The organism is Pseudomonas sp. 22082 (assembly GCF_052046055.1).
Lineage (GTDB): Bacteria > Pseudomonadota > Gammaproteobacteria > Pseudomonadales > Pseudomonadaceae > Aquipseudomonas > Aquipseudomonas pharyngis.
In genome coordinates this window covers 161,185-183,703 of record NZ_JBQEQB010000005.1, presented here as the reverse complement: position 1 = coordinate 183,703, position 22,519 = coordinate 161,185, and the positions used below count along the sequence as shown (strand labels likewise).

General features: G+C 63.0%; 20 protein-coding genes. 8 read left to right on the top strand and 12 right to left on the bottom strand.

Features of this window, described 5'->3' with window-relative positions:
- The first annotated feature begins 8 nt into the window (after positions 1-8).
- Genes ACTJK9_RS08170 through greB form a run of 3 tightly spaced genes read left to right on the top strand, consistent with a single transcriptional unit; the run spans position 9 to position 3,728 of the window.
- The gene (locus tag ACTJK9_RS08170; RefSeq protein WP_007955651.1) at positions 9-692 is read left to right on the top strand and encodes an ABC transporter ATP-binding protein; all 684 of its coding nucleotides are present in this window, start codon (positions 9-11) and stop codon (positions 690-692) included.
- Positions 692-3,196 carry an ABC transporter permease gene (locus ACTJK9_RS08165; RefSeq protein WP_440813250.1) on the top strand — a complete coding sequence of 835 codons (2,505 nt, stop codon included), beginning with the start codon at positions 692-694 and terminating at the stop codon, positions 3,194-3,196. Before ACTJK9_RS08170 ends, ACTJK9_RS08165 begins: the two co-directional genes overlap by 1 nt.
- A gap of 34 nt (positions 3,197-3,230) precedes the next feature.
- Positions 3,231-3,728, top strand: coding sequence for a transcription elongation factor GreB (gene greB, locus ACTJK9_RS08160; protein WP_039770483.1), 498 nt, complete (start codon positions 3,231-3,233; stop codon positions 3,726-3,728).
- A gap of 3 nt (positions 3,729-3,731) precedes the next feature.
- On the opposite strand, the gene ACTJK9_RS08155 is transcribed toward greB, so the two are convergent.
- The 3 genes from ACTJK9_RS08155 to ACTJK9_RS08145 all read right to left on the bottom strand — a co-directional run bounded on the left by ACTJK9_RS08155 (position 3,732) and on the right by ACTJK9_RS08145 (position 6,254).
- Positions 3,732-4,040, bottom strand: coding sequence for a hypothetical protein (locus ACTJK9_RS08155; RefSeq protein WP_085607170.1), 309 nt, complete (start codon positions 4,038-4,040; stop codon positions 3,732-3,734).
- 250 nt (positions 4,041-4,290) lie between these two features.
- Positions 4,291-4,725, bottom strand: a complete 435-nt coding sequence (locus tag ACTJK9_RS08150) for a DoxX family protein (protein WP_007950955.1) — start codon at positions 4,723-4,725, stop codon at positions 4,291-4,293.
- A 107-nt stretch (positions 4,726-4,832) separates the two neighbouring features.
- Positions 4,833-6,254 (bottom strand): transglycosylase SLT domain-containing protein, encoded by a 1,422-nt coding sequence (locus ACTJK9_RS08145; protein ID WP_440813246.1) that lies wholly within the window; start codon positions 6,252-6,254, stop codon positions 4,833-4,835.
- Between the two features lie 236 nt (positions 6,255-6,490).
- Between ACTJK9_RS08145 and ACTJK9_RS08140 the strand changes: the two genes are divergently transcribed.
- The 3 genes from ACTJK9_RS08140 (at position 6,491) to ACTJK9_RS08130 (ending at position 9,455) form a co-directional block, all read left to right on the top strand.
- Entirely contained in the window at positions 6,491-7,297 is an 807-nt protein-coding gene (locus ACTJK9_RS08140) for a TatD family hydrolase (RefSeq protein WP_064598360.1), read from the top strand.
- 108 nt (positions 7,298-7,405) lie between these two features.
- Positions 7,406-8,887 (top strand): methyl-accepting chemotaxis protein, encoded by a 1,482-nt coding sequence (locus tag ACTJK9_RS08135; RefSeq protein ID WP_197869115.1) that lies wholly within the window; start codon positions 7,406-7,408, stop codon positions 8,885-8,887.
- Between the two features lie 202 nt (positions 8,888-9,089).
- Complete coding sequence (locus ACTJK9_RS08130) at positions 9,090-9,455, top strand: Mpo1-like protein (protein ID WP_085612198.1); 366 nt, start codon at positions 9,090-9,092, stop codon at positions 9,453-9,455.
- Between the two features lies 1 nt (position 9,456).
- Here ACTJK9_RS08130 and ACTJK9_RS08125 read toward each other — a convergent pair whose 3' ends face one another.
- The 3 genes from ACTJK9_RS08125 to ACTJK9_RS08115 form a co-directional block, all read right to left on the bottom strand.
- Entirely contained in the window at positions 9,457-10,251 is a 795-nt protein-coding gene (locus ACTJK9_RS08125) for an acyl-CoA thioesterase (protein ID WP_440813241.1), read from the bottom strand.
- A 121-nt stretch (positions 10,252-10,372) separates the two neighbouring features.
- Positions 10,373-11,140, bottom strand: coding sequence for a CHAD domain-containing protein (locus ACTJK9_RS08120; protein WP_085612196.1), 768 nt, complete (start codon positions 11,138-11,140; stop codon positions 10,373-10,375).
- Positions 11,141-11,217: 77 nt separating this feature from the next.
- The gene (locus ACTJK9_RS08115; RefSeq protein WP_007950948.1) at positions 11,218-11,496 is read right to left on the bottom strand and encodes a hypothetical protein; all 279 of its coding nucleotides are present in this window, start codon (positions 11,494-11,496) and stop codon (positions 11,218-11,220) included.
- Positions 11,497-11,712: 216 nt separating this feature from the next.
- On the opposite strand from ACTJK9_RS08115, the gene ACTJK9_RS08110 reads away from it, so the two are divergent.
- Positions 11,713-12,750 (top strand): patatin-like phospholipase family protein, encoded by a 1,038-nt coding sequence (locus ACTJK9_RS08110; RefSeq protein ID WP_085612195.1) that lies wholly within the window; start codon positions 11,713-11,715, stop codon positions 12,748-12,750.
- Here ACTJK9_RS08110 and ACTJK9_RS08105 read toward each other — a convergent pair.
- The 6 genes from ACTJK9_RS08105 to kdpF are packed head-to-tail and all read right to left on the bottom strand — an operon-like array spanning position 12,747 to position 20,643.
- Entirely contained in the window at positions 12,747-13,445 is a 699-nt protein-coding gene (locus ACTJK9_RS08105) for a response regulator (RefSeq protein ID WP_039770498.1), read from the bottom strand. The genes ACTJK9_RS08110 and ACTJK9_RS08105 overlap by 4 nt on opposite strands.
- 48 nt (positions 13,446-13,493) lie before the next feature.
- The gene (locus ACTJK9_RS08100) at positions 13,494-16,145 is read right to left on the bottom strand and encodes a DUF4118 domain-containing protein (protein ID WP_440813238.1); all 2,652 of its coding nucleotides are present in this window, start codon (positions 16,143-16,145) and stop codon (positions 13,494-13,496) included.
- A 34-nt stretch (positions 16,146-16,179) separates the two neighbouring features.
- The gene (gene kdpC, locus ACTJK9_RS08095; RefSeq protein ID WP_440813236.1) at positions 16,180-16,725 is read right to left on the bottom strand and encodes a potassium-transporting ATPase subunit KdpC; all 546 of its coding nucleotides are present in this window, start codon (positions 16,723-16,725) and stop codon (positions 16,180-16,182) included.
- A 57-nt stretch (positions 16,726-16,782) separates the two neighbouring features.
- A complete protein-coding gene (gene kdpB / locus ACTJK9_RS08090; protein ID WP_221397868.1) occupies positions 16,783-18,840 on the bottom strand; it encodes a potassium-transporting ATPase subunit KdpB in 2,058 nt (685 codons plus the stop codon).
- 10 nt (positions 18,841-18,850) lie between these two features.
- Positions 18,851-20,545, bottom strand: a complete 1,695-nt coding sequence (gene kdpA, locus ACTJK9_RS08085; protein WP_039770510.1) for a potassium-transporting ATPase subunit KdpA — start codon at positions 20,543-20,545, stop codon at positions 18,851-18,853.
- A gap of 8 nt (positions 20,546-20,553) precedes the next feature.
- Positions 20,554-20,643, bottom strand: coding sequence for a K(+)-transporting ATPase subunit F (gene kdpF / locus ACTJK9_RS08080; RefSeq protein WP_007950940.1), 90 nt, complete (start codon positions 20,641-20,643; stop codon positions 20,554-20,556).
- Between the two features lie 432 nt (positions 20,644-21,075).
- Between kdpF and eat the strand changes: the two genes are divergently transcribed.
- Entirely contained in the window at positions 21,076-22,440 is a 1,365-nt protein-coding gene (gene eat, locus ACTJK9_RS08075) for an ethanolamine permease (RefSeq protein ID WP_064598376.1), read from the top strand.
- The last annotated feature ends 79 nt before the right edge of the window (positions 22,441-22,519 follow it).

Below are 22,519 nucleotides of genomic sequence, written 5' to 3'. Positions count from 1 at the left end.
GATTCTCCATGGGCGCAAGCATTCTCACCGCGAAGAACCTTAGCAAAGTGGTTCCCAGCGCGGAAGGTGAACTGACCATCCTGCACGAACTCAGCCTGGAACTGAACAAGGGCGACAGCCTTGCCATCGTCGGCGCGTCCGGTTCCGGCAAATCCACCCTGCTGGGCCTGCTCGCCGGCCTTGATCTGCCGAGCAGCGGCGAAGTGACGCTCGCCGGGCAAGGCCTGAGTAATCTCGACGAAGACCAGCGCGCGCGCATTCGGGCCGAGCACGTGGGCTTCGTCTTTCAGTCGTTCCAATTGCTCGACAGTCTGAACGCGCTGGAAAACGTCATGTTGCCGCTGGAGCTCGACGGCCGCAAAGACGCCCGAAGCCGCGCCACCGAACTGCTGCAACGGGTCGGCCTCGGCCAGCGCCTGACTCACTCGCCGCGCCAGCTCTCCGGCGGCGAACAACAGCGCGTGGCGATTGCCCGGGCCTTCGCCGCCGAGCCGGACGTGCTGTTCGCCGACGAACCCACCGGTAATCTCGACAGCCACACCGGCGAGCGCATCAGCGACTTGCTGTTCGAATTGAACAAGGAACGCGGCACCACCCTGGTGCTGGTGACCCACGACGAACGCCTGGCCCATCGTTGCCGGCGTCTGATCCGTCTTGAAGCCGGCCTGTTGGTCGCCCCTCTGGAGCCTTGATGGCACGTCTGCCGCTGTTGCGTCTGTTCAGTCTCGCCCTGCGCCAACTGATGCGCGATGCCCGCGCCGGTGAACTGCGGGTGCTGTTTTTCGCCTTGGTGGTGGCGGTGGCGGCGAGTACCGCGATCGGCTATTTCGGCGCCCGCCTCAACGGCGCAATGATGCTGCGCGCTACCGAGTTTCTTGGCGCCGACCTGGCGCTCGAAGGCAGCTCGCCGGCTCGGCCGGAACAGATCCGGAGCGGCACCGAACTGCGTCTGGATCATGCGCAGGTGGTGGAATTTTCCAGCGTCATCGCCACGGACAACGGTATTCAGCTCTCCAGTATCAAAGCCGTCGACCGCGCCTATCCGCTGCGCGGCGAACTGAAAAGCGCTCCCGCCCCTTACGCGACAGAAGAAGCCGGAGGCGAGCCGCAGCCCGGTGAAGCCTGGGTCGAAGCGCGCCTGCTGACAGCGCTGGACCTGAAGATCGGCGACAGCATCGACGTCGGCATGAAGACGCTGAAACTGACGCGAGTGCTGACCTACGAACCGGATCGCGCCGGTAATTTCTACAGCCTGACGCCACGGGTGCTGATCAACCTCGACGACCTCGCCGCCACCGGCGTGGTGCAACCCGGCAGCCGGGTGAGTTACCGCGAACTGTGGCGCGGTGAGCCGCAAGCGCTGGAAACCTATCGCCAACTGATCAAACCGGGACTCGCCGCCAACCAGCGGATTCAGGATGCCCGCGATGGCAACCGGCAGATCGGCGGTGCACTGGGCAAGGCCGAACGCTATCTGAACATGGCCAGTCTGGTCGCCGTGCTTCTGGCCGGGGTGGCGGTGGCGTTGTCGGCCAACCGCTTCGCCAGTCGCCGCTTCGATGCCAGCGCCCTGCTGCGTTGTCTGGGTCTGTCACGCCGGGAAACCCTGGTGCTGTTCAGTCTGCAACTGACGGTGCTCGGCCTGTTCGCCAGCCTCGGCGGCGCCCTGCTCGGCTGGCTCGCGCAATTGGGATTGTTCGCGTTGCTGCATGATCTGCTGCCGACCGACGTTCCACCGGGTGGCTTGTTGCCGGCACTGGCCGGCATCGGCACCGGACTGGTGGCGCTGGCCGGTTTCGCCCTGCCACCGCTCGCCGCGCTGGGCCGCGTGCCGCCGCTGCGGGTATTGCGCCGGGACATGCTGCCGATTCCCTCCAGTACCTGGATGGTCTACGGCGCAGCACTCGGTGCACTCGGGCTGATCATGTGGCGCCTGAGCCTGGATCTGCTGCTGACGTTCGCCCTGCTCGGCGGTGGCGTGGTCGCCGCTCTGGTACTCGGCGGCTTGCTGCTTTTGCTGCTGCAGAGTCTGCGTCGCCTGCTCGCACGCGCGTCCCTGCCGTGGCGTCTCGGGCTGGGTCAGTTGTTGCGCCATCCTTTGGCGGCAGCCGGCCAGTCACTGGCCTTCGGGCTGATCCTGCTGTCCATGGCGCTGATCGCCTTGCTGCGCGGCGAATTGCTCGACACCTGGCAGAACCAGTTGCCGAAAAATGCACCCAACTACTTCGCCCTGAACATCCTGCCGGCCGACAAACAGGCCTTCACCGATCACCTGATCAATGTCTCGGCCCAGGCTGCGCCGTTGTACCCGGTGGTGCCGGGACGGCTGATCAGCATCAACGGCGAAGCGGTGCAGCAGATCGTCAGCAAGGATTCGGCCGGCGACCGCGCGATCCAGCGCGACCTGAGCCTGACCTGGGCGGCCGATCTGCCGGCGGGCAACAAAATCACCGCCGGTTCGTGGTGGACCGGCCAACCTTCGGACGATGTTCCGGGCGTCTCGGTGGAAGGCAAGGTGGCCGAAAGCCTCAAGCTCAAACTGGGCGATCACATGGTGTTCAGCGTCGGCGGGGTCAATCGTGAAGCGAAGGTCACCAGCCTGCGGGAGATCAACTGGGACAACTTCCAGCCGAACTTCTTCATGATCTTCCAGCCCGGCACCCTGAAGGATCTGCCGGCGACTTACCTGACCAGCTTCTATCTGGCGCCCGGTCACGATCAGCAGATCGTCGAGCTGTCGCGAACATTTCCGGCGGTGACTATCCTGCAAGTCGAAGCCTTGCTCGAACAGCTGCGCAGCATCCTCGCCCAGGTCACCCTGGCGGTGGAGTATGTGTTGTTGTTTGTATTGGCGGCGGGGATGGCAGTGCTGTTTTCCGGGTTGCAGGCAACGCTGGACGAACGCATTCGCCAGGGCGCACTGCTGCGTGCGCTGGGTGCCGAGCGCCAGTTGCTGATCAAGGCGCGACGAATCGAGTTCGGCTTGCTCGGCGCGGTCAGTGGATTGCTCGCGGCCATCGGTTCGGAAGTGGTGAGTCTGGTGCTGTATCGCTTCGCCTTCGACCTGCCATGGCATCCCCACCCGTGGTTGCTGCTGTTGCCATTGATCGGCGCGGCGCTGATCGGTGGCGCCGGCGTGTTCGGCACGCGACGTGCGCTCAACGCCAGCCCGCTGACAGTGTTGCGCGAGGGTTGATAGACTCCAGCCGTCTTAATCAAAAGAAGTTGCCATGAGCCGTTATCGCCCTCCCCGCACCGCCGGCACCGCACTGATCACCCCCGAGGGTGAAGCGCGGATGCGCGCCGAATTCCATGAGCTGTGGCATGTGCGCCGACCGCAGGTGACGCAGTCGGTCAGCGAAGCGGCGGCTCAGGGTGATCGTTCGGAAAATGCCGAGTACACCTACGGCAAGAAAATGCTGCGCGAGATCGACAGCCGCGTGCGCTTTCTCACCAAACGCCTTGAGGCGTTGAAAGTGGTCAGCGAAAAACCCAGTGATCCGAACAAGGTCTACTTCGGCGCGTGGGTGACCATCGAAGACGAAGACGGCAAACAGTCGCGCTATCGCATCGTCGGCCCGGACGAGCTGGACCTGAAACTCGGCCTGATCAGCATCGACTCACCGCTGGCCCGCGCCTTGATCGGCAAGGCGCTGGATGCCGAAGTTCGGGTACAGACGCCAACCGGCGAACAGTTCGTCTACATCGTGGCGATCGAATATCCCTGACGCTCAGCGCCGGGTGATCAGGCCCTGGCGTGCGACGCGGGTCAATTGGCGAATCATTTCCGGCGCCTCTTCAAGGCTCGGGGCCTGAATGACGGCCAGATCGAAACTGTCATCGGCAAAACGCGCCAGCGACTCACCGTCTTCAACGAACTGGATCAGGAATGCGGCAGGACCGCCGCTGCGACGTGGCCAGCCATCGAGATAACGCAACAGCGTCGGCTGATGTTTGCCGCCAAGCAGGATTTTCGGATTGCGCTGCGTGATGTGTGCCGTGATCGGCGCGGGACGTGCTGGAGGGCGTAGTGCATTCATCGTGTCGTGTCTCTGCCTCAAAAGTCTGCATGGCAGGTGAGAGGCAACACCGAACCAGCGCTTTAGCGGTATTTCGAAGCCCTGTTCCGGCTTCTGACGGCAACTGAAGAATAGTCACCTGGCGCCCCGCAAGTAGCTGTTTAAATCGGCGCATGGGCGGCATCCTAGAGAACGTGACCGGCCAGTGTCAAGAATCAGCCGCAACAAAAAAGGCCCGCAGAATGCGGGCCTTTTGCTTGAGCCAGAGCGGTCAACCGGCGATGGCGCGATCCACCGAGAGCTTGCCGGCGCCTTCGATCAGCACCGCGAGGCTACCGCCGAGCAGGGCCAGAGCGAACTCGTAACCGTTGTTGGCCATGAACAGACCGTTGCTGATGTGTACGGTGAAGATCGCCACCAGCGACAGGAAGGTCAGACCCAGCGCCGCCGGGCGAACCAGCAGGCCGATGATCAGCGCCAGACCGGCGAAGAACTCGGTACCGCCGGCCAGGGTGGCCATCAGGTAACCCGGGGTCAGGCCGATGCTTTCCATGTATTGCGCGGTGCCTGCCAGACCGTAGCCACCGAACAGACCGAAGAGTTTCTGCGAGCCGTGGGCAGCGAAGATCACGCCGACGGCAATGCGCAGAATGGTCAGACCGTAGCCGGCGCGGGTGAACAGAACCTTGTTGATCAGAGAGCTCATGTTGCGTTTCCTTGTTGTCAGAAGTGCTTGTTGGTTGGCCGCTATATTAATCAGTTATTTTCATGTTAAAAGCGCAAAAATTCCGCCATAACAATCAATTTATTTGATCATTTTCGTGAGACAACTTTCTGCCCCCCGGGCTCCAACGACTCCCGCTCCCGGTCGAACGCCAAGTAATACTTGTTCACGCTATTAACATAGCTGACGGCGCCCATTCCCACCTGCTCCATGGCGATGCGCTCGACCTGAAAGAACCACTGGTTGGGATTCAGGCCGCGACGCCGCGCCTCGGCGCGCATGCCTTGCACCCGTTCCGGGCCGATGTTGTAAGCCGCAAGAGTGAACGCCATGCGCTCGCGCTCATTGAGTTTCGGACTGTTGAAGAACTTGCGGCGGATCATCGCCAGGTACTTGGCACCGGCCTGCACATTCGCATCGAGATTCTGGATGTTGTTGACGCCAACCCGCTGTGCCGCCGACGGGGTGATCTGCATAAGCCCGGTCGGCCCGCTGCCGCTGCGCGCGTTGGGCTGCAGCGCCGATTCCTTGAAGGCCAGCGCCGCCAGGTTGAGCCAGTCCATGTTTTGCGCTTCGGCGTGCTTCTGCAGGGTCGGTCGCAGCTTTTCCAGCCGCTGGCGATCGGCCTTGGCCAACGGATAGTGCACTTGATAGAGACGGCGGTAGATCCGCAGGAAGGCCGCATCTTCGTTCGCCGGCTTCTTGTAGCCGGTGAGGAAGCGGTCGATGCTCGCCCGCAACATCGAGGCATCACGGCGCACGAACCAGTATTCCTCGCCCGGTTCGCTGATCATCACCTGACGGTCGAAACGCAGCTTGGGCAGGATCTTGCCCCAACGCTCGGCAATCGGTTGTTCGACGATGGTCAGGTGGAAGATCCCGCCCTGGACCATTTCCAGCACATCCTCGACCGCCAGCGTCGGATCGACCCATTCGATCTTGATCGGCGCCAGTTTGTGCAGCGCCTGCTTCTGGTTGAGCTGACTGACCGCCTCCCCCGCGGCACTGCCGGTGGGCAGCGCCAGGGTTTTGCCGGCCAGTTGTTCGACCTTGGTGTAGCGCTTTTCACCTTTGATGCCGACCAGCACCAGCGGCACGTTGCTTGCGATCGGCTCGCTGCTGGCGACGGCGTGGCCCGGTTGCAGCTCGAGCAGTTCGCCCGGCGCCACGAGATCGCCTTCGCCACGCTGCAACGCGCCGAGCAATTGATCCTTGGCTTTGGGAATGATCTTGAGGGTGATTTCCTGGCCGTCGCGGGCGTGGCCGTTGAGGTATTGCTCGAAGGCGCGCAGCCGGTGGTATTCGATGCCGATGGCCTGGCCCTGGACTTCGCCGGAGCTGTTGCGGCTCTGGTTGACCAGCACCCGCAAGACGCGGCTGCTGCGGATTTCGGTCAGGTCGCGAACCTTGGCGGCCGGCACGGCTTGCAGCGGCCCGGGCAGCCGCGCGACCGCCGTCATCGGCAACAGCAGCGAACCACACAGCAGGAGCAAAACCGAGGGACGAACCATCCACTCTCCGGAAAGAATACGGGGCGTTTTCACCGCTGAGCGGTCGTAAAACACCGACGAAAACAGAGCGCCTGGAGCGCTGATAAAGTGCGAGAGACTGGCACAGTGATGGCAATCCTGCCAACCCGGCCTGCTACGCGGCCTCAACAGACAGCCATAAGCCGTTGTAGTTCTTGGCTTTTCTTATAAATCTACAGCTCTGATATGCTTTCCGGCCTTCGGCCCGAGGTAGCACCATGCAACTCATCGATATCGGCGTCAACCTGACCAACCCCAGTTTCGCCGACAAACACCAGGCCGTGCTCGACCGCGCCTACGCTGCCGGGGTCTGCCAACTGGTGCTGACCGGCACCAGTGTCGAGGGCAGCGAACAGGCGCTGGAGCTCTGCCAGCAACTGGATCCGGACGGCCAGCGACTGTTTGCCACCGCCGGCATTCACCCGCATTCGGCCAGCGACTGGAACGCCGACAGCGCACGGCGTCTGCGCAGCCTGCTGCAGGAATCGAACGTAATGGCGGTGGGTGAATGCGGACTGGATTTCAACCGCGATTTCTCGCCGCGCCCGCAGCAGGAAAAAGTCCTCGAAGAACATCTGGCCCTGGCTGCCGAACTGCAATTGCCTGTGTTTCTGCATGAGCGTGATGCGAGCCAGCGCCTGCTGGAAATCCTCCGTGACTTCCGCGACCGATTGCCTGCCGCCGTGGTGCATTGCTTCACCGGCGAGCAGAAAGCCTTGTTCAGCTACCTCGATCTGGACCTGCACATCGGCATCACCGGCTGGATCTGTGACGAGCGTCGCGGCACGCATTTGCATCCGTTGGTGAAGGAGATCAAGCGCGGTCGCCTGATGCTGGAAAGCGATGCGCCGTATCTGCTGCCACGCACACTGCGGCCAAAGCCGAAGAACGGGCGCAACGAGCCGGCGTACCTGACCGAAGTGTTACGTGAGGTCGCGTTGCATCGAGGCGAAACCGAAGCAGACCTGGCGGCCCACACCACCGCCTGCGCGCGGGCGTTCTACGGTTTACCTACCCTGCCCTGAAAGAGGCAGATGCATCGGTTGTTGATGCACATCAAGAACCGGGCACCTGGGTAGCGGCACAATAATGGCACCTTGCCAAAACTGTTTCCGCTATCAGAGAAGACCTCCATGGGTGCCTGGCTTAGCAATATCTCGCTGAAATACAAATTCTGGGCGGTCAACGCGGTCGCCTTTGTCACCACCCTGTTGCTGGTGCTGTACGCCGTGCAGCTCGAACAACAGGCCCGCAGCCATGCCGCGCAAACCTCGGCCCAGGCCCAGGCGCAATTGCTCAAGGCTTGGCCGGTCGGGCAGGCGCTGCCCAAATCCGATCAGGTACTGACCTTCAAACGCGGTGAAGCGCCGCGCCTCAACGATCAACCGCTGCTGGAAATCACCGACAGCAGCGGCTGGATCGAGATCAGTCACTTGCCATTGTTTGGTGAAAACCCGCTGCTCGGAGCCGAGGTCTTCAGCCGCGCCGATGGCCAGCAAGTCGCCGTGATCGCCTACGCCCCCAGCCTCAGCCAGGTGTTCAGCGAGCGCTTCGCCAACTATGCGGTGGCAGTATTCATCCTGATGCTGGCGATGCTCGGTGCCTCGCAATTGCTGATCCGCTTTCTGCTCAGTCAGCTTAATACCCTCAAGGACGTGATGCTGCACGTGGAGAAAACCGGCGACCTCGCCGCCCGGGTGCCACTGGCCTGCAAGGACGAAGTCGGGCAGATGGCCAACGCGTTCAATGCGATGCAGGCCGGTTATCAGCGCGTGGTGACCACCGTGGCCAACACTGCGCGGCAACTGGACGTCGGCGCCGCGCGACTGGCGTCGAGCATGAACGAAGTCCGTCACGGCATGCTCGGCCAGCAGAGCGAAACCGATCAGGCCGCCACGGCGATCAACGAAATGACCGCCACCGTCTACCACATCGCCCAGCACGCCGGCGCCACACGCGACCTTTCGCAGACCGCCGATGGCCTGGCCGGCAGCGGCCAGCAAGTGGTGACCCGCGTCCAGCATTCGATTGCCGGTCTGTCCAGCGGCGTGCAGCAGACTGCCGAGATGATCCAGCGCCTGGCCGAGGACAGCCAGAAGATCAACGGCGTGGTCAGCGTGATCCACAGCATCGCCGAGCAGACCAATCTGCTGGCGCTCAATGCCGCGATCGAAGCGGCCCGTGCCGGGGAAATGGGTCGCGGGTTCGCGGTGGTCGCCGACGAGGTGCGCAACCTCGCCAAACGTGTGCAGACCTCCACCGATGAAATCACCACCATGGTCTCGGCGTTGCAGGCGGGCACCCGCGATGCGGTGGACTTCATGCAGGAGAGTTCGTACAAGGCCGACGACTGCGTGCAGCAGGCGCAAGAGGCGGGAGAAGCACTGGCGGAAATCACCGGTGCGGTGGCGCAGATGCGTGAGAGCAACACGCAGATTGCGGTGGCGGCGGAACAGCAAAGTCAGGTTGCCGAGGAGATGAACCGCGCGGTGGTGAGCATTCGCGACGTGACCGAAAACACCGTGCAACAGACCGTGGATTCGGCGACCACCAGTAACGAGTTAGCGACGCTGGCCGGGGAACTGAACAAGGCGATTGGGCAGTTGAAACTTTAAGGGCCTCATCGCGGGCAAGCCCGCTCCCACANGGCGTTCACAATCCCGTGTGGGAGCGGGCTTGCCCGCGATGGCGTCAGCAGAAACAGCATCAAATAAGACCATTGTCCCTATCACTTCAATAGCCAACCTTGATTCGCCGCCCTCGCTGCCCGGGCCTATTCTTCAACCATGTACTGAACATGGATCGAGGAGCAGCAACATGGGCAAACGTCACCCCAACCTTCCCGCGTGGCAATGGCGCGCGTACCCGAACAACCATCAGCACCCGACCAATCTGGTGCTGCACCTGATTGCCGTGCCGCTGTTCATCGTCGCGTTTCTGTTGATCGTCTCGGGTGTGTTCAGCCTGAGTCTGGCCAGCGTGGCGATCGGCGTGATCGGCGTGATCGCGGCGCTGGGTCTGCAGCGCCATGGTCACAGCCTGGAGGCGCAAGCCTCCGAGCCGTTCAGTGATCGCAAGGACGCCGTCTCGCGGCTGCTGGTCGAGCAGTTTCTGACGTTTCCGCGGTTCTTCCTCAGTGGCGGCTGGTTTCGCGCCTGGCGTGAACGCCATCGCCGGCATTGAGTCAGGCGAAGATCGTCACCGTCTGCCGACTCATGGCAATCAGTTCACCCTTCGCGCTCCACAGCTTGGCGGCGACGTGACCGTAACCGTCAGCCGCATACTCGATGTCCGCCAGATACTGGCACCAGTCCAGCGTGCTCAAATCCCGTAACGGCTGAACGAATTCGATGGTCCAGGTCAGGGTGCTGCCCGGTGCCGGTTTCTTCAGGTACGGCAACAGCGCGGGTGGCCAGGCATCGACCAGCGCCAGCAGATGCGCCTCGTTGACCGGCTCTTCCTTCACATCCCCACGCAAACGCACCCAGCCGCCCATCAGCCGCGATTGATTGCCGGTGAACGGCATGCCGCCGACACTCCAGCGCATCGCCAGATGACGCATGAACTCCGGGGTTACGCCTTTGATGTAAGGCAGTTCCTGGCAGTCGTCCCAGTGTTTCATCTCGGGTGCCGGATACGCTTCAACCGCCACTTCCGACGGACGCGAGGCCCCGAAGCTGCCTTGCACCATCGTCACTACCTGACCGTTCTGCACGGCGCGCCCCAGCACCTGGCTGACTGCCTTGCCTTCGCGCAGCACCTCGACTTCAAAGCTCACCGGCACTTCGGGCTCAACCGGGCCGACAAAGGTGATCGCCAGCGAACGCACCGGCCGATCGGCAGGCACCCTGGTACGCATCACTTCAAACTGCAGCGCGGCCACCAAGCCGCCGAAACTGGCCCGGCCCTGCCCCCACTCCGCCGGAATCGTGACCTCCGGTTGACGACGGACAGCATCGATCAGATCGCAAAAGCGCATGGAAACCTCGGACACGAAAAAGGGAATGACCGGATCTTAACCAGCACGGCAGAGCGGCGCAGCATCCATTCCGGTCAAAGAGACTGACAGATAAGACAGCGGTGCTGCGCGCCAGCGGGTTTCAGGACCTGAAGCAGGCCGCGCTGAGTTTTTCCAGCACCCGGTCGGCCTTGATTTCGGCCTTGGCCATGGTCGCCTGCCAGGTGGCGACGCAGGGTTGCAGATCCGGCTCCAGCTCGGCGCGGGCCAGCCATTGCCAGCAATCGTGCCAGTCACCGAGGGCACCTTGTGCGGATTTCAAACGGGACAATGCGGCTTCCGGCAGACGATCCAGTTCCGGGTAGGCCTCGATGCCGTAACGCACGCGCTTGATCAGCAGACGCAGGCGATGACGGTCGTGGGCCGGATCGTGCAGCGCCACGTCGAGGTTCTTCCATTGTTTGCCCAGACGTTTTTCAATGCGCTTGTCCAGGCGCTTGAGCAATCCCTGGCGCTGGGACGCGCGCAGGAAACGCGGAAAGGCATCGAGGATCATCAGCAGCGACGCCACTTCGGCGCTGGCCGCCAGCGTCGGGTACGCCTCGGTCATTTGCGCCATCCGGCGCTGTGCAGCTTCCGGCTGATCATGTTTGATCAGCCAGGCCGCCAGCACCTCGCGGTCGCGCCACGGCGTGGTCAGTTGCCCGACGCAGGCCGCCGCGCTTTCCAGCTGTTCGACACCGGGCAAGCCGCGCAACGGTCGCAACAGACTGCGCAAGCGCCGTACGGTGGTGCGCAGGTCGTGCAGCGCTTCAGGGTCGGTCCGCGCGGTCAGACGCGCCTGACAGGCCAGCAGCCGCACTTCCAGGCTCAGGACATGGGCCACCAGCCGATCAACCAACGCAGACATCGCTTGCTCCTGAATTCAATGACTTTGCACGAGTGTGCGCCGGCGCAAGCGACCTGCCCTTGCGCTACGTCAGCAGCTTAGCGCCCGGCGCGGGACTCGCGAATGTAGAAACGCGCTTTTTCGGCTTTCTTGGTGCAGCCTTCGAAGCCCTCGAATTGCTGCTGGGTTTTGGCGGCTGTCAGCAAAGACAACGCCTTGGAGTAACTGACCGTACCGGCGAAACCTTCGGCCTTGGCCAGATCCAGTTCATGCCACGCCGCGTCCAGTTGGCTGCCGCAGCTGTCGCGGTAAGCGGTCTTGCCGGCGCAACCGGCCAATGCCAAAGCCATCAACGGCACACAGATCCAGGCTTTCATCACTCACACCTCAAAGATAGGTCAACAGTCGTGCAGGTAAGACGGTGCGCCAGCGAAAAAGTGCCTTGTGTCCCGCCATTGCGCTGCACGGCCAAGATAACGCCGACGGGTCATGAAGTATCGAAAAAACGACGCCATCGCCGCCCCGAGCGACCCCGGCGATTGAAGCCCGGCCCTCGATGGGTGCATTGTGCAACCTTGTCGGGAGGAAGTTTGATGAAAAAGCGTGTCGCACTGGTGCTGGGCTCCGGTGGCGCCCGGGGCTATGCCCATATCGGGGTCATTGAAGAGATCGAACGACGGGGCTATGACATCAGTTGTATTGCCGGCTGTTCCATGGGGGCCGTGGTCGGCGGAATCTACGCCGCCGGCAAGCTCGACGAGTACCGCAACTGGATCGAAAGCCTGGATTACCTCGACGTGCTGCGCCTGGTGGACGTCAGCTTCCGCCTCGGTGCGATCCGCGGCGAAAAAGTCTTCGGCCAGATCCGCAAGATCGTCGGCGAGATAAACATCGAAGACCTGCGCATCCCCTACACGGCGGTGGCCGCCGACCTCACCAACCAACAGGAAATCTGGTTTCAGGAAGGCTGTCTGCATCAGGCCATGCGCGCCTCGGCGGCGATTCCCAGCCTGTTCACTCCGGTGATGCAGGGCAACCGGATGCTGGTGGACGGCGGCATTCTCAACCCGTTGCCGATCGTGCCGGTGGTGTCGAGCCACTGCGACCTGATCATCGCGGTCAACCTCAACTCGACCAACCAGCGCCATTACAAATTGCCGGTGATCCAGCGGCCCGCCGCGTTCCGCACGCGCTTCGACAGTCTGATCAGTTCACTGGGCTCGAAGATGCCGTTTCGCCGCAAACAGGCCGAGCAATTGCTGTTGCTGGAACAGGAAGCATTGCGTGCCGAAGCCGCGGACATCAATCCGTGGATCGAAAGCGCCGAGCCGGAAGCCCAGCAACCGGCCGCCGCGCCTGAACGCGACGGCGCACCGAAATCCGCCACCGGATCGTTCATCGTCGATAACGTCGGGCCGGCTTCTTTGCTCGATCTGATCAACCAGAGTTTCGAGGTGATGCAGACCTCGCTGGCGCAGTACAAGATCGCCGGGTATCCGCCGGACATCCTGATCAACGTGCCGAAGCGGGTATGCCGGTTCTTCGAGTTCTACAAGGCGCCCGAGTTGATCGCGCTGGGCCGGGAGATTGCCCGGGATACGCTGGATCGCTACGAGAGCGAGCAGAACTAAAGACTGCTCTCGCTCAACAACCGATAACCGACACCCGCCTCGGTCACGATAAAGCGTGGCCGGGTCGGATCGTCTGCCAGCTTCTGCCGCAAATGCCCGACCACGATCCGCAGGTAGTGGCTGTCCTCGGTGTGAGTCGGGCCCCAGATGTCCTTGAGCAATTGCTGCTGGGTGATTACCCGCCCCGGATGCCGCGCCAGTTGCGCCAGCACTGCGTATTCCTTGCGGGTCAGGGCAACTTCAACGCCGTCCAGCAGCACCCGGCGATACGCCAGGTCCACGGTCAGCGGGCCGAAATTCAACGCGGCCTGCTGCGCTTCCCCGGCCGGTGCCTGACGCAACAACGCGCGCACCCGGGCGAGAAACTCTTGAATGCCGAACGGCTTGGTCACGTAGTCATTGGCCCCGCCATCCAGCGCCTGGACCTTCTGTCCTTCGCTGGCGCGCACCGACAGCACCAACACCGGCGCCGTGGCCCATTCGCGAAACTCGCGCAGCACTTGCTGGCCGTCCATGTCCGGCAGGCCGAGGTCGAGCACCAGCAGATCCGGTTTGTTCAGCGCCGCCTGGGCCAGGCCCTCGGCGCCGGTGCCGGCCTCCAGCACTTTGTAGCCCTGGGAAGCGAGGCTGATACGCAGGAACTTGCGGATCTGCGGTTCGTCATCGATGACCAAAATGGTCGCGGTCTGGCTCATGAATTCACATCAACACAAAAGAGTGGCAAGAGAGTAGCGCAGCGCGGATCAGGCTTCACCGTCCATCCCCGGTTGCGTCTGCAACGGCAGGTGCAAAGTGATGCAGGTGCCGCGCCCGTCGATGCCGTCGCCGACACTGATCCGCCCGCCATGGGCGCCGACCATGCCCTGACAGATCGCCAACCCAAGGCCGGTGCCCTGACCACCACGATCACCTCGGGCAGCGGTGTAAAACATGTCGAAAATCTTCGCCCGCTCATCGACCGGAATCCCCGGCCCTTCATCGCTGACCGAGAAAAACACTTCGCTGTCATCCACCCCGGCGCGCAGTTGCAAACGACCGTGGGACGGCGAGAATCGGGCGGCGTTTTCCAGCACGTTCACCAGTGCCTGCTCGATCAACGCGGCATGCACGTACAACAGCGGCAACTCGGCCGGTACATCGGTGCTCACTTGCAACGACGACAGCACCGCCCGCAGACGATTGAGCGCACTGCCGACGATGTCCGCCGGCGACACCCAGTCCCGCGCCAGCTTCAGGGCGCCGTGGCCGAGACGGGTCATGTCCAGCAGGTTCTGGATGTAGCGGTCGAGGCGCTCGGCTTCATCGCGGGTGCCTTCCAGCAGCTCACGGCGATCCTCCAGCGGGATCGCTTCGCCGAGCGCCAGCAGGCTGTCGATGCTGCCGCGCATCGAGGTCAGCGGCGTGCGCAGATCGTGGGACACCGAGGCCAGCAAGGCACTGCGCAGTTGTTCGGTTTCGCCGTGCAGGCGCGCGGCTTCCAGGTCATCGGCCAGTTGCGCCCGGGCCAGTGCCTGCGCCAGCGGCTGACTCAATGCGGTCAACAAACGACGACGCTGACCGCTCAGGGTTTGGCCTTCCTTGGCGCATACACCGAGCAGCGCCAGCGGTCCGTCCTCCACTGACAGCGGCCACCACCACCAGCGCCCGAACGGCAGCGTGCCGGTGCCCATGCCCGCCGGTTGATCGTGTTGCCAGGCCCAATCGGCGGCGGCGCGTTCGGATTCAGTGAACTGCAATGGCCCGCCGGTTTCGACTTTCCATACGCCCTGCCCGTCGCGATTGAGCAGGCACAGCTGCAGATCGCTCCAGCCATTGAGGTGTTGGGCTGCGGCGCTGACCACGGCCTGACGGTCGGTGGCGGCGGTGAGTTTGCGCGACAGGTCGAGCAGTTCAGTGGTCTCTTCCTGGGTATCGCGCAGCGCCTGCAATTGCCGCCGCTGACGGGCTGCCAGGTTGCCGGTGAGCGCCGCCATCAGCAGGAAGAACAGCAAGGTCAGCACGTCTTCTTCGCGCTGGATGCTGAAGGAGAAATTCGGCGGAATGAACAGAAAGTCATACGTCAGAAACGACAGCGCCGCACAGGCCAGCGCCGGGCCGAGACTGCTGCGCACCGCCACCAGAAGCACCGCCGCAAGAAACACCAGCGAGATATTCGGCAACGGCAGCACGCTGGAGACCGCCCACGCCAGCGCACTGGCCAACAGCGTCGCGACCAGCGCCAGCGCGTAGTCGAACCACACCAGCGTCGGCGCGACACGCGGGCGCGGTTGATGCTGTTCCTGATCACTGTCCAGCACATTGATTTCCAGACCATGGGCCTGACGCAGCAAACGCGCCGCCAGCCCACCACCGAACAGACGCCTGCGCAGGCGCGGCCGCGACTGACCAACCAGCACCAGACTCGCCCGCCGTTCCGCCGCATGCTGGATCAGGGTTTTCGCCACCTCGCCGGCCCGCAGCAGCACCACTTCGCCGCCGAGGCGTTCCGCCAGTTGCTGGGCGCTTTGCAGGCGCAGGCGCGATTGCTCGTCACGCACACTGCCGTTGTCGACGTGCACCAGACTCCACGGCAAATGCCGACGCTGGGCAACCCGACTGGCATGACGCACCAGCCGTTCGGCCTGGGCATCGCCATCGACGCCGACCAGCAAGCGCCCGCGCACCGCCGGCGCGGCCTGGCCGAGCTGGCGATATCCCTGAGCGAGATCGTTATCGACCTGCGCGGCAGCGGTCTGCATCGCCAGTTCGCGCAGCGCGGTGAGGTTGGTCTGGGTAAAAAATGCATCGATCGCGGCGCGTGCCTGCTCCGGCACGTAGACCTTGCCTTCGCGTAAGCGCTCGAGCAGTTCGCGGGGCGGCAGGTCGATCAGCAGCAGTTCGTAGGCCTCTTGCAGCACCCAGTCCGGCAGGGTTTCGCGTACCTGCACACCGGTGATGCCACGCACCTGATCGTTGAGGCTTTCCAGGTGCTGGACGTTGACCGTGGTGTACACGTCGATGCCGGCGGCGAGCAGTTCCTGAATGTCCTGCCAGCGTTTGGCGTGACGACTGCCGGGAGCGTTGCTGTGGGCGAGTTCATCCACCAGCACAAGCTTCGGCTTGGCGGCGAGCAGGCCATCGAGGTCCATTTCTTCGAGCGTCACACCGCGGTATTCCGAGCGCACCAGCGGCAATTGCGGCAAGCCGCCAAGCAGCGCTTCGGTTTCGGCGCGGCCGTGGGTTTCGACCACGCCGGCAATGACTTTCACACCTTGGCGCAACTGGGTATGGGCCGCCTGCAGCATTGCGTAAGTCTTGCCTACACCCGGCGCAGCGCCGAGGAAAACCTTGAGCCGGCCGCGTCCGTCGCGGGGCAAGTCTGCTAACAGCGCGTCGGCGCGGCCGGAATCACTCATGCTTGAAGCTCTCTCTTCCTGATGTCATCGCGATTTACAGCTTTTCGAGCGCCATGTTCAGCGCCAGCACATTCACCACCGGCGGGCCCACCAACGGCTGTTCGATGTGCGCGTCGAGCAGTTGCTGCAAAGTCGCTACCGGCACATTACGCGCGGCCGCAACACGCGTCAGTTGATAGGCAATCGCCTGCGGTGGCAAGTGCGGATCGAGACCGCTGCCGGAGGTAGTCAGCAGCGCCAACGGCACCGGGCCCTGACCGGGCACCTGCAGCTTGTTGGCGTCATCGATCACTCGAGTGGCCAACGCCGGATTGCTTGGCGACAGGTTGCTCGCGCTGCTCGACACGGTGGCAAAGGCACCGGCCGATGGACGCGGATGGAACCAGGCATCGCCGACAAAATCCTGAGCGATCAGCGACGAGCCACGCACCTTGCCTTCGGCGTCGCGCACCAGACTGCCGTTGGCCTGCTCGGGGAAGGCAACCTGGGCAACGCCGGTCACCACCAGTGGATAGGCAACGCCGGTGACCAGGGTCATCAGCACCAGCAGGCTCAGGGCCGGACGTAACATTGTGGACATTTCAAAATCCTCGAATTCGTGCTTGAAGCGGTGTGCCCGGCACACCGCTGTTCAGGTTCAAACCAGATGCAACGCCGTCAACAGCATGTCGATCGCCTTGATCCCCACGAACGGCACCAGAATCCCGCCCAGACCATAGATCAGCAAATTGCGCCGCAGCAGCGCCGCCGCACTCGCCGCCTGCACCCGCACACCGCGCAGGGCCAGCGGAATCAGCACGACGATAATCAAGGCGTTAAAGACGATGGCCGACAGAATCGCGCTCTGCGGGCTGGTCAAATGCATGATGTTCAGCACGCCGAGTTGCGGGTAGATCGCGGCAAACAGCGCCGGCAGGATCGCGAAGTACTTGGCCACGTCGTTGGCGATGGAAAAGGTCGTCAGCGCACCACGGGTCACCAGCAATTCCTTGCCGATCTGCACCACGTCCAGCAGCTTGGTCGGGTCGCTGTCGAGGTCGACCATGTTGGCCGCTTCGCGCGCCGCTTGCGTGCCGTCGTTCATCGCCATGCCGACGTCAGCCTGGGCCAGCGCCGGTGCGTCGTTGGCGCCATCGCCGCACATCGCGACCAGCCGACCGTCGTTCTGCTCGTGACGGATGCGCGCCAGTTTCTTCTCAGGTGTCGCTTCGGCCAGCACGTCGTCGACGCCTGCTTCAGCAGCAATCGCGGCAGCAGTCAGCGGGTTGTCGCCGGTGACCATCACCGTGCGAATTCCCAGCTTGCGCAGCTCGGCGAAACGCTCGCGGATACCCGGCTTGACCACGTCTTTCAGGTGGATCGCACCAAGCAGCTTGCCGTCGGCGCAGACCAGCAACGGGGTGCCGCCGCTCTGGGCGATTTTGTCGATTTCCCGGGACAGCGCCGGGGCCAGATCCTTGCGTTGTTGACCGAGGAAGGCCAGCAGCGAATCCACCGCGCCCTTGCGGAACACACGGCCCTGGTAGTCGACACCGGACAAACGGGTTTCCGCACTGAACGGCACGGCAGTCAGGGTTTCCGGCGCCGGTTCCGGCTGCGGATTGGAGCCGCGCAGGTACTCGACGATGGACTTGCCTTCGGCAGTTTCGTCGGCCAGCGAGGCGAATAGCGCGCCTTCGGCCAGCTCACGGGCATTCACACCCGGCGCCGCATACACCGCGCTGCAACGACGGTTGCCGAAAGTGATGGTGCCGGTCTTGTCCAGCAGCAACACATGCACGTCACCCGCCGCTTCCACCGCACGACCGGATTTGGCAATCACGTTCAGGCGCACCAGACGATCCATCCCGGCGATACCGATGGCCGACAGCAGCCCGCCAATGGTGGTCGGAATCAGCGTGACCAATAACGCCACCAGGAACACCAGCGGCAGGCTGCCATTGGCGAAGTGGGCAAATGGCTGGAGGGTCACGACCACCAGCAGGAAGATCAGGGTCAGGCCGATCAGCAGGATGTCCAGCGCCACTTCGTTCGGGGTCTTCTGGCGTTTGGCACCTTCGACCAGCGCGATCATGCGGTCGAGGGTCGATTCACCGGGGTTGGCAGTGATCTTCACCAGCAGCCAGTCGGACACCAGCCGGGTGTTGCCGGTGACGGCGGAACGGTCGCCGCCGGACTCACGAATCACCGGCGCCGATTCACCGGTGATCGCGGCTTCGTTGACCGCCGCAATACCTTCGATGACCTCGCCGTCACCCGGGATCATTTCCCCGGCTTCGACGCGCACCACATCACCTTTGCGCAGGCTGGTGGCCGGCACGACTTGGAAGCTGCCGTTGGCCAGTTTGCGTCGGGCGCTGAGGCCTTCGCTGCCAGCCTTGAGGCTGTCGGCGCGGGCCTTGCCGCGACCTTCGGCGAGCGCTTCGGCGAAGTTGGCGAACAGCACGGTGAACCACAGCCACAGCGCAATTTGTGCGGCGACGAAAGTCGGCACGCTGCTGTCGGGAATGAAGCACAGCACGGTGGTCAGGATCGCCGTCAGTTCGACCACCAGCATCACCGGCGAGCGCTGCAACTGGCGCGGGTCGAGCTTGACGAACGCTTGCACCAGCGCCGGACGCCAAAGGGCGCTGATCGCGGTTTTCGCTTGTTCCGGCGCCTTGACGGCGGCGGGTTTGATTGCGGGCATATTCATCATTGACTCCTTAGAAGCCCATGCTCAGATGTTCGGCGATTGGGCCCAGTGCGAGGGTCGGCAAAAAGGTCAGGCCGCCCACCAGCAAAATGGTCACGGTCAACAGGGTCACGAACAGCGGGCCGTGGGTCGGGAAGCTGTTCTGGCCGATCGGTGCGGTTTTCTTCATCGCCAGGCTGCCGGCCAGGGCCAGTACCGGGAGGATGTAACCGAAGCGGCCGATCAACATGCCCAGGCCGAGCATCAGGTTGTGGAACGCGGTGTTGGCGCCGAAGCCGCCGAATGCCGAACCGTTGTTGGCACTGGCCGAGGTGTAGGCGTAGAGCAACTGGCTGAAACCGTGCGGGCCGGGGTTGCTCACCGCCGCCACCGGGCCCGGCAGGCTCGCGGCAATCGCGCCCAGCACCAGCACGCCGACCGGCATGACCAGCAGGGTGACGACCAGCAGTTGCACTTCACGGGCCTGGAGTTTCTTGCCGAGGTATTCCGGGGTGCGGCCGATCATCAGGCCGGCGAGGAACACCGCGATCAGCACGTTCAGCAACATGCCGTAGAGCCCCGCGCCGACGCCGCCGAAGATCACTTCGCCGACCATCATGTTCACCAGCGCGACCATGCCGCTGAGCGGGTTGAGGCTGTCATGCATGCCGTTGACCGAACCGTTCGACGCTGCGGTGGTGGTCACCGACCAAAGAACAGTGGCAGTGGTGCCGAAGCGCGCTTCCTTGCCTTCCAGCGGGGCGGTTTGTTCGACGGCGACGTTGTTCAGCGCCGGGTTCGGCTGATATTCGGCCCACAGCGAAGTGGCGCCGCCGATGATGAACAGCGCGAGCATGCAGCCGATGATGGCGCGGCTCTGACGCAGATCCTTCACGTAGTGGCCGAAGGTGAACACCAGCGCCACCGGGATCAGGATGATCGACGCAACTTCGAACAGGTTGCTCCAGGCGGTCGGGTTCTCGAACGGATGCGCCGAGTTGACGCCGAAGAAACCACCGCCGTTGGTGCCCAGTTGCTTGATCGCAATCTGGCTGGCGGCCGGGCCGAGCGGGATCACCTGATCAACGCCCTGCATCGTCACTGCATTCACATATTGGGCGAAGGTTTGCGGCACGCCCTGCCACACCAGGTACAGCGCCAGCAGCAGGCACAGCGGCAGCAAGCCGTAGAGGGTGGCGCGGGTCATGTCTACCCAGAAGTTGCCGAGGGTTTTGGTGGACTTGCGCCCGATGCCACGGCACAGCGCAACCAGTACAGCGAGGCCGGTGGCGGCGCTGACGAAGTTCTGCACGGTGAGGCCGACCATCTGGCTCAGGTAGCTGAGCGACGCTTCGCCGCTGTAGGCCTGCCAGTTGGTGTTGGTCATGAAACTGACGGCGGTGTTGAACGCGAGTGTCCACTCCTGGCCCGGCAGGTTTTGCGGGTTCAGCGGCAGGTGATCCTGAAACAGCAGGATCGCGAACAGCAGCAGGAAACCGGCAAGGTTGAACGCCAGCAGCGCCAGCGTGTACTTCTGCCAGCTCTGTTCGTCCTGCGGATTGACCCCGGCGATGCGGTAACAGCCACGTTCGACTGGGCCGAGAATCGGCGTCAGCCAGGTACGCTGGCCCTCCATCACCTTGTAGTAGAAGCGCCCGAGGAACGGCGCCGGCAGCAAGACCACCGCGAAGAATGCGAGGATCAGCCAATAGTCATAACTGTGCATAGCCGCTCCTAAGTCCGATCCGCGCGCAACAGCGCAACCAACAGATAAATGAACAGCCCCACTGCCAGCAGCAGTGACACCCCGTCCAGAACGCTCATGGAAGATCTCCGTGTTACGGCGTATTGCCGCGTGTGGAGGCATTGTCGGAAAGGAGGCTGTAAAGGAACGAGAGCGAGGGTGTGGGCGGGGCATAAAGAAAGCGTAAAGAGTGGGTTTACGCGGGCGTTACAGCAAAGTTTTGCGTCGTGCGGGCGGGACTCTTCGTCGGATCGCCGCCCGGACCAAGCCCGCTCTCACAGGGGTATGCGTTGTTTGGACGAGCGCATTTCAGAATGTGGGAGCGGGCTTGCCCGCGAAGACGGCAGCACAAACAACATCGCACCCAACTGGCGCACAATTTTGTGGGCATTGCGCCGCGAACATCCCCGATACGACAGCTTTCAGCCTATTACGACCCGCCAATACAAAATGGCACGGCCACTGCACACGCCCTTCCCCGAGCTTTCCAAACCGTTCAGGGAGCAAAACACATGAACACACAACTCAAACCCACGCTGGGCACCTTGCACCTGTGGGGCATTGCGGTGGGGCTGGTGATTTCCGGGGAGTATTTCGGCTGGAGTTATGGCTGGGGCGTAGCGGGAACCCTGGGTTTCCTGGTGACTTCGTTCATGGTCGCGACCATGTACACCTGTTTCATCTTCAGCTTCACCGAACTGACCACGGCGATCCCCCACGCGGGCGGGCCGTTTGCCTACAGTCGCCGCGCCTTCGGTGAAAAAGGCGGATTGATCGCCGGACTGGCGACGCTGATCGAATTCGTCTTCGCCCCGCCGGCGATTGCCTTGGCGATTGGCGCGTACCTGAACGTGCAGTTTCCGGCGCTCGATCCGAAACACGCGGCGGTCGGCGCGTACATCGTCTTCATGGGTCTGAATATTCTCGGGGTGAAACTGGCCGCGACCTTCGAGTTGATCGTCTGCGTCCTGGCCGTCGCCGAGCTATTGGTGTTCATGGGCGTGGTCGCCCCGGCGTTCAGTTTCAGCAACTTTGCGCTCAATGGCTGGGCCGGCTCGGACATCTTCGGTGCTCCGGCGATTGCCGGGATGTTCGCGGCAATTCCGTTTGCGATCTGGTTTTTCCTCGCCATCGAAGGCGCAGCCATGGCGGCCGAAGAAGCCAAGGACCCGAAACGCACGATTCCCAAGGCCTACATCAGCGGCATTCTGACCTTGGTGTTGCTGGCCATGGGCGTGATGTTCTTCGCCGGTGGCGTCGGTGACTGGCGCACCCTGTCGAACATCAACGACCCGCTGCCTCAGGCAATGAAAGCGGTGGTCGGCGACAACTCCGGCTGGCTGCACATGCTGGTGTGGATCGGTCTGTTCGGGCTGGTGGCGAGTTTCCACGGCATCATTCTTGGCTACTCACGGCAGTTCTTCGCCCTCGCCCGCGCCGGTTATCTGCCCGCCTCGCTGGCGAAACTGTCGCGCTTCCAGACCCCGCACCGCGCCATCATCGCCGGCGGCGTGATCGGCATCGCGGCGATCTACAGCGACGGCCTGATCAATCTGGGCGGCATGACCCTCACTGCCGCGATGATCACCATGGCGGTGTTCGGCGCGATCGTGATGTACATCATGAGCATGCTCAGCCTGTTCAAACTGCGTAAATCCGAACCGAATCTGGAGCGCACCTTCCGTGCGCCGTGCTATCCGCTGATTCCATTGATTGCACTGGTGCTGGCCGTGGTGTGTCTGGTGGCGATGGCCTGGTTCAATGCGTTGATCGGACTGATCTTCCTCGGTTTCATGGCCGTCGGTTTCGGCTACTTCCTGTTGACCGGCCAGTTGCGCGCCAACGCCCCGGCAGACGCCATGCTCACCGGACTGTAAACCACGACGGGCATAACCGGCCTAGAATGGAACCACTGCGAATGCACTTCGCTCAAAGTGGTATGCAGCGTTGCACGGC

Excerpts from the sequence above, each read along its gene's own strand:
- ACTJK9_RS08170 (WP_007955651.1), top strand. The coding sequence starts at position 9 with ATGGGCGCAAGCATTCTCACCGCGAAGAACCTTAGCAAAGTGGTTCCC.
- ACTJK9_RS08165 (WP_440813250.1), top strand. The coding sequence starts at position 692 with ATGGCACGTCTGCCGCTGTTGCGTCTGTTCAGTCTCGCCCTGCGCCAA.
- greB (WP_039770483.1), top strand. The coding sequence starts at position 3,231 with ATGAGCCGTTATCGCCCTCCCCGCACCGCCGGCACCGCACTGATCACC.
- ACTJK9_RS08155 (WP_085607170.1), bottom strand. The coding sequence starts at position 4,040 with ATGAATGCACTACGCCCTCCAGCACGTCCCGCGCCGATCACGGCACAC.
- ACTJK9_RS08150 (WP_007950955.1), bottom strand. The coding sequence starts at position 4,725 with ATGAGCTCTCTGATCAACAAGGTTCTGTTCACCCGCGCCGGCTACGGT.
- ACTJK9_RS08145 (WP_440813246.1), bottom strand. The coding sequence starts at position 6,254 with ATGGTTCGTCCCTCGGTTTTGCTCCTGCTGTGTGGTTCGCTGCTGTTG.
- ACTJK9_RS08140 (WP_064598360.1), top strand. The coding sequence starts at position 6,491 with ATGCAACTCATCGATATCGGCGTCAACCTGACCAACCCCAGTTTCGCC.
- ACTJK9_RS08135 (WP_197869115.1), top strand. The coding sequence starts at position 7,406 with ATGGGTGCCTGGCTTAGCAATATCTCGCTGAAATACAAATTCTGGGCG.
- ACTJK9_RS08130 (WP_085612198.1), top strand. The coding sequence starts at position 9,090 with ATGGGCAAACGTCACCCCAACCTTCCCGCGTGGCAATGGCGCGCGTAC.
- ACTJK9_RS08125 (WP_440813241.1), bottom strand. The coding sequence starts at position 10,251 with ATGCGCTTTTGCGATCTGATCGATGCTGTCCGTCGTCAACCGGAGGTC.
- ACTJK9_RS08120 (WP_085612196.1), bottom strand. The coding sequence starts at position 11,140 with ATGTCTGCGTTGGTTGATCGGCTGGTGGCCCATGTCCTGAGCCTGGAA.
- ACTJK9_RS08115 (WP_007950948.1), bottom strand. The coding sequence starts at position 11,496 with ATGAAAGCCTGGATCTGTGTGCCGTTGATGGCTTTGGCATTGGCCGGT.
- ACTJK9_RS08110 (WP_085612195.1), top strand. The coding sequence starts at position 11,713 with ATGAAAAAGCGTGTCGCACTGGTGCTGGGCTCCGGTGGCGCCCGGGGC.
- ACTJK9_RS08105 (WP_039770498.1), bottom strand. The coding sequence starts at position 13,445 with ATGAGCCAGACCGCGACCATTTTGGTCATCGATGACGAACCGCAGATC.
- ACTJK9_RS08100 (WP_440813238.1), bottom strand. The coding sequence starts at position 16,145 with ATGAGTGATTCCGGCCGCGCCGACGCGCTGTTAGCAGACTTGCCCCGC.
- kdpC (WP_440813236.1), bottom strand. The coding sequence starts at position 16,725 with ATGTCCACAATGTTACGTCCGGCCCTGAGCCTGCTGGTGCTGATGACC.
- kdpB (WP_221397868.1), bottom strand. The coding sequence starts at position 18,840 with ATGAATATGCCCGCAATCAAACCCGCCGCCGTCAAGGCGCCGGAACAA.
- kdpA (WP_039770510.1), bottom strand. The coding sequence starts at position 20,545 with ATGCACAGTTATGACTATTGGCTGATCCTCGCATTCTTCGCGGTGGTC.
- kdpF (WP_007950940.1), bottom strand. The coding sequence starts at position 20,643 with ATGAGCGTTCTGGACGGGGTGTCACTGCTGCTGGCAGTGGGGCTGTTC.
- eat (WP_064598376.1), top strand. The coding sequence starts at position 21,076 with ATGAACACACAACTCAAACCCACGCTGGGCACCTTGCACCTGTGGGGC.